Source organism: Mesorhizobium sp. M7A.F.Ca.US.006.04.2.1 (genome assembly GCF_004022915.1).
Classification (GTDB): domain Bacteria; phylum Pseudomonadota; class Alphaproteobacteria; order Rhizobiales; family Rhizobiaceae; genus Mesorhizobium; species Mesorhizobium ciceri.
In genome coordinates, this window is record NZ_RZQA01000378.1 from 1 (window position 1) to 5,892 (window position 5,892).

General features: G+C 62.5%; 4 protein-coding genes. 1 reads left to right on the forward strand and 3 read right to left on the reverse strand.

What is annotated here, in order from left to right:
- The 3 genes from EN925_RS19930 to EN925_RS19940 all read right to left on the reverse strand — a co-directional run.
- The coding region (locus tag EN925_RS19930) for an NAD(P)/FAD-dependent oxidoreductase (protein WP_164894292.1) at positions 1-516 on the reverse strand (516 nt) is incomplete at its 3' end.
- 195 nt (positions 517-711) lie between these two features.
- Positions 712-1,032: a 2Fe-2S iron-sulfur cluster-binding protein gene (locus EN925_RS19935; RefSeq protein WP_013531878.1), complete on the reverse strand. Its 321-nt coding sequence runs from the start codon at positions 1,030-1,032 to the stop codon at positions 712-714.
- A gap of 111 nt (positions 1,033-1,143) precedes the next feature.
- Complete coding sequence (locus EN925_RS19940) at positions 1,144-1,512, reverse strand: Hpt domain-containing protein (protein WP_023813039.1); 369 nt, start codon at positions 1,510-1,512, stop codon at positions 1,144-1,146.
- Positions 1,513-1,784: 272 nt separating this feature from the next.
- Here EN925_RS19940 and EN925_RS19945 point away from each other — a divergent pair.
- The coding region (locus EN925_RS19945; RefSeq protein ID WP_128336837.1) for a kinesin at positions 1,785-5,892 on the forward strand (4,108 nt) is incomplete at its 3' end.

Sequence of the window (5,892 nt, forward strand, 5' to 3'; positions counted from 1 at the left end):
GTTCAGCGTCCAGTCGAGCGCCGAGTCGCCGCCGCCGACAATGACGAGGTCGTGGCCGCGAAAATCCTCCATCCGGCGCACCGAATAGAAGACGCTCTTGCCTTCATAGGGCTCGATGCCGGGGATCGGCGGACGCTTGGGCTGGAAGGAGCCGCCGCCGGCGGCAATCACCACCACCTTGGCCTCGAACACCTCGTTTTCGTCGGTGGTGACGCGAAAACTGCCGTCCTCCAGTTTTTCCAGGCTGGAAACCATTCGGTTGTAGCTGAAATCGGGCTTGAACGGCGCGATCTGCTCGAGCAATTTGTCGACCAGCCCCTGCGCCGAGATCGAAGGCCAGCCTGGAATGTCGTAGATCGGCTTTTCCGGATAAAGTTCCGCGCATTGGCCGCCCGGCCGATCGAGAATGTCGATCAGGTGGCACTTCATGTCGAACAGGCCGAGCTCGAACACGGCAAACAGGCCGACCGGCCCTGCCCCGACAATAAGCACGTCTGTCCTGGTGATGTCGGTCATGCCTGTGCCTCGCTGCGCATGACCCCGAAAATCGGAACGATTTTCGGAAAGGATCATGCGCAAATAAAAGTGCTACAGCGTCCGTTGCGCGTCCAAGAGGACGCGCGGCGCTGTGGTGAAACAGCAGGACACTGCATGACCATCGCCCCGCTGCCAAGCCACAGCGGGAAAAATCAGTTGGCAAAAAGGTTGCGCTTATCCCTGGCGGGCAGGCACCCGCACGACCAAGCCGTCAAGCGCATCGCGGACCTTGATCTGGCATGACAGGCGCGAATTGGGCTGGACGTCGTAGGCGAAGTCCAGCATGTCCTCTTCCATCGCTTCCGGCTCGCCGACTTCAGCCGTCCAGGCTTCGTCGACATAGACGTGACAGGTGGCACAGGCGCAGGCACCGCCGCATTCGGCTTCGATCCCGGGCACGGCGTTGCGGATCGCGTTCTCCATGACCGTAGAGCCGTTCTCGGCGTCCATGTCGAAATGCGTGCCGTCATGGGCAATGAAAGTCAGCTTGGTCATTTGTCACCTGAAGGGAGTTGCAGCCGAGATAATCACTCCGGCTGACAAGTCAACTGCCGCATGAAAGCGCCGCCCGATGACGTTTTTCCGCAAATCGGATTCGGCGCGGATTCAGCGGTTGATGGCGGCGATGAAATCGCGCACTTCGTCGATCAGCGTACCAAGCCGCTTGAGCGTCTGGCCGTCTTCCGGCCGGTGCTCGATCTCGGTGGCGCAATCGGCGATGGCAAAGGCGCCCACGCCCCGTGCCGAACCCTTTAATCCATGGGCGAGCAGAAGCCGGTCCTTGATATCGGCGTCGACTATTCTGTCGCGCACGGACAGCGCCTGCTGTACAAATAGCGCCAGAACCTCTTGCTCTAGGCTGCGGTCACCCATCGTCTGGCGGGCAAGGTGTGCCAAATCGACCGGCCGTGACCGTCTTGGTCCGGATACATCTCCCCCGGGCATTGAGAAGGCGATGCCGCTTTCGCCACGCATGAACTCGAACTCCGTTTCTTCGACTCGCCCAAAAACCTAGGCGAATCCAATGGACAACGGGTTAATGAATGGCCCGGAAAAATGTTGCCAAAGCGGCGTCCAAATCACAGTTCCGTTAACCTTATATTTAAAGTTTTACGTATCCCGCGGAATGCATGTTTTCTTTACCCCCCTGTGTCATTACGATACGAGGGGTCCATTTTCAGCCTCCTGCGCGGGGCAAGACAAACAAAATTATAAGCCCGCGGCAGCTAGTACAGGGTAGCGAAGGCATGGCAAAGAAACCGACGACGAGAACTCTCGACAGCGAAGTGGCCAGGGAACTGGAAAAGGCGCTCGATCTCGACCTCAGCAATGAGATCGGCAGCGGCGACCTCGATATCGCGGCTTCGATGGAGGATCTTGAAGCGCAGATATCCCAGGCGGCCGACGAGCTGGCGCGCGAGGGACGCAATCATAAGCCGGAACAGAACCCGGAGCCGGTGGTCAACCAAAACCAGGCCGCGAAACCCGCGCCCAAGGCCAAACCTGCCGAATTGCGCCCCGTGGAACCGCGCAATGGCGCCCAGCCCGCAGGTTTCGCGCCGGCCAATGACGATCGCCAGAAGGATTACAAGACGCTCCTGCACAGCCTCAACAGGCGTGCCTCGAACACCATTTACTGGGTCGTCGCCTTCGTTTCGCTCGCCTGGTTCGCCGGTGCCGGTGGTTTGGCCAATCTGCTTTTCGGACCGAGCATTTGGAGAATCCGCACGCTCGACCAGTTCCTCGCCCGTCCGGAACTGATCGGCCTCGCCGTCGCGGCCATCGTGCCTGTCATCCTGTTCTGGGCCTTCGCCGCCATGATTCGCCGCGCCCAGGAAATGCGCATCGCCGCACAGTCGATGACCGAAGTGGCCTTCCGCCTGACCGAGCCGGAAAACCTTGCCCAGGATCGCGTCATGATGATCGGCCAGGCCGTTCGTCGCGAGGTCGCGGCGATGGGCGAAGGCATCGAACGCACGCTTGCCCGCGCCGTCGAACTGGAAACGCTTGTCCACAGCGAAGTCAACCAGATCGAACGCTCCTATTCCGAGAATGAATCCCGCATCCGTTCGCTGGTCGACGGCCTCGGCAGCGAGCGCGAAGCCGTCGTCACCCATGCCGAGCGCGTCCGCGCCTCGATTACCGGCGCGCATGAGACGCTGAAGGACGAGATCGGCGCGGCTTCCGACATCATTCGCGACTCGATCCTCAATGCATCGACCAAATTGTCGATGACGATCACCAATTCCGGCGACACGCTGATCGACCGCATCAACGAAAGCTCGATGTCGATCTTCGATTCCGTCGAAGGCCGGCTCGATTCGATCACCGACCGTCTGTCGACCTCGGGCGAGGCCTTCGCCAGCCTTCTCGACACCCGCATTGCCAAGCTGACGGACACCACGGACGGACTGACGCGGTCGTTGACCGATCTACTCGACGATCGCACCACCGGCATGGTGTCGCTGCTTGGCGGCGCCGCGCGCACCCTCAATTCCGAATTCGAGGCCAGCCTCAACGGCATCGAGCGCACGCTCGCCGAACGCGGCCAGGCGCTGATCAGCGAGTTCCAGACCCGCGCCGAGGCGCTCGACACCGGAACGCAGAAGCTCAATGCGGCACTCGAGGCCCGCGCCCGCCAGATCAATGAAACGCTGGTCGAGCGCGCCCGCGAAATCGCGCACACCTTCGCCGAGAGCAAGGACACGCTGTCGGCGATGATCGATCAGGGCAAGACCCAGATCGGCGCCGACATGGCCGACATCGTCACTTCGACCTCCTCTATGCTCGAAGCCCGCGCCAGCGACTTCGCCGGACGCATGGAAGCCGCCCGTCACGTCGTGTCGCGTTCGTTCGACAGTGACATCCAGCGGCTCGCCGACGCCCGCGTCGGCATCGAGGAAGCTGTCGAGAACCACAGCAGGAAACTGTCCGAAAGCCGCGAGCGCATGGCCGCGGCCATGGAGGCCGACCTGGCGAAGTTCGCCGAGGGCCGCGCCGGCATCGATGCGGCAGTAACCAACCAGGTGCAGAAGCTGGCCGAAGGCCGCAGCCTGATCTCGCGCGCTCTCGAAGAGGATCTGCGCAAGGTCAATGAATCGCGGGCGGCCATCGATGCATCGCTCGGCAGCCATCTCGAAAGGCTGGAAGAAGGTCGCAACAGGCTCTCTATTGCCTTGAATGAAGACTCCGGGAAGCTGGTGCAAGCTCGTACGATCATTGATGAAATGGTCGCCGGACATGTCGGAAAACTCGCCGAGGGCCGCAACATTCTGTCGCGCGCTTTGGAAGCCGATCTCGGAAAACTGTCCGACAGCCGCGCCGACATCGACGGTCTGGTCGCCGGTCAGGTGGAAAAAATCGCCGAAGGCCGCGCCGTGCTCGCCAAGGCGTTGGAAAACGACATCGTCGGCATCAAGAGCCTCATCGAAACCCATTCCGCCAAACTGGCGGAAGACCGCACGCAGCTTTCCCATTCGCTCGACAATGATCTGTCCGGCATACGCGGCCTGATCGAAAGCCATTCGGGACGGTTGGCCGAGGACCGCAGCCTGCTGTCGCAGACCCTTGAAGCCGACCTTGCCAAGCTGGCCGAAAGCCGTTCGAGCATCGACGGTCTGGTCGCCGGTCAGGTCGAGAAGCTGGCGGAAGGCCGCGACATTCTCAAGCGCGCGCTGGAATCCGACCTGAACACGATCAAGGGCGTTATCTCAAGCCAGTCGGAAAAGCTGGCCGAGGATCGCGGTCAGCTTTCCCGGGTCCTGGAAGCCGACCTGCAGAATGTGAACAGCGTCATCGCCGATCACATGAACAAGCTTGTCCAAGACCGCTCCGCCCTGTCCAGGGCCCTTGAGGACGACCTCGCCAAGCTGGCCGACAGCCGTTCCAGCATCGACGGGCTGGTTGCGGGTCAGGTCGAGAAGTTGTCCGAGGGCCGAGATATTCTGCGGCGCGCTCTGGAATCCGACCTCAATGCGATCAAGGGGACCATTGCCGACCAGTCGCAGAAACTGGTCGATGACCGGGCACAGTTCGCCCGGGCACTCGAGGCTGACCTCGAAAGCGTCAATGGCTTGGTCAACAGCCATTCCGAAAGGCTCGTCCAGGATCGTTCGACGCTGTCGAAAGCGCTTGAAGCCGACCTCGAAAACGTCGGTGGCCTCGTTAACAGCCACGCGGAAAGGCTTGTCCAGGAGCGCTCGACCCTGTCCAAGGCGCTCGAGGACGATCTTGCCAAACTGGCCGAGAGCCGCTCAAGCATCGACGGTCTGGTCGCCGGCCAGGTCGAGAAACTCGCCGAAGGTCGCGATGTTCTCAAGCGCGCGCTGGAAGCCGATCTCGCCAAGCTGGCCGAAAGCCGCTCCAGCATCGACGGTCTGGTTGCCGGCCAGGTCGAGAAGCTGGCCGAGGGCCGCGACATTCTCAAACGCGCCCTCGAAGCCGACCTGCAGAAGCTGACCGAAAGCCGCAGCGACATCGACGACGTCATCGCCGGACATGTCGGCAAGCTGTCCGAAGGCCGCAATATGCTGACCCGCGCGCTGGAAGACGATCTCGGCAGGCTCGCCGAGACCCGCAAGGACGTTGACCGCTCGCTGTCGGGCCATATCGACCAGATCGCTGCCAGAAGCACCGGCATTTCCGACGCGATCGCTGCCGATGTCGAGAAGATCGAGCAGGCGTTCAGTCGCCAGACCGGCATCATCGAGGAGCGCGCCGGCACCATGGAACGTGCGCTCTCGACAGGCGTCGACAACGTCCGCGCCGTGCTCGAGAAGAGCGCCGTGTTTGTCGCCGGCGCCCTGCGCGAAAAGGTGCTGGAAGTCACCAGCACCCTGCACGAGCAGGCCGGTGCCGCGTTCAGCGACGCCGACCGGAAGATCGCCGAGCGCGCCGAGCAGACCTCCGCCGCCCTGCTGGCGCGGGCCGAAGACATCGCCCGCACCTTCGAGGAGGCCGACCGTCGCCTGCACGCCCGTGCAGAAGATACGTCGAACGCCTTGCTTGCCCGCGCGGACGACACGTCCAGCTCGCTGCTGGCCCGTGCCCATGAAACCGCCGATCAACTGGCCGCTCGCGCAAATCAGATCGCCGGCACCTTCGAAGCGGCAGACCAGAAGCTCGCCGCCCGCGCCCAGGAAACCGCAGATCAGCTGACCGCCCGGGCTCAGGACACCGCCGACCATCTGGCAGCTCGTGCAAGCGAAATTGCAGGCACGTTCGATGCCGCCGACCAGAAGCTGGTCGCCCGCGCCATCGAAACGGCCCAGTCGCTGGCCGCGCGCGCCGGCGACATCCTGCGCAACTTCGAAGGCGCCGACCAGCGGCTCGGCATGCGGATCGGCGAATCGGCCG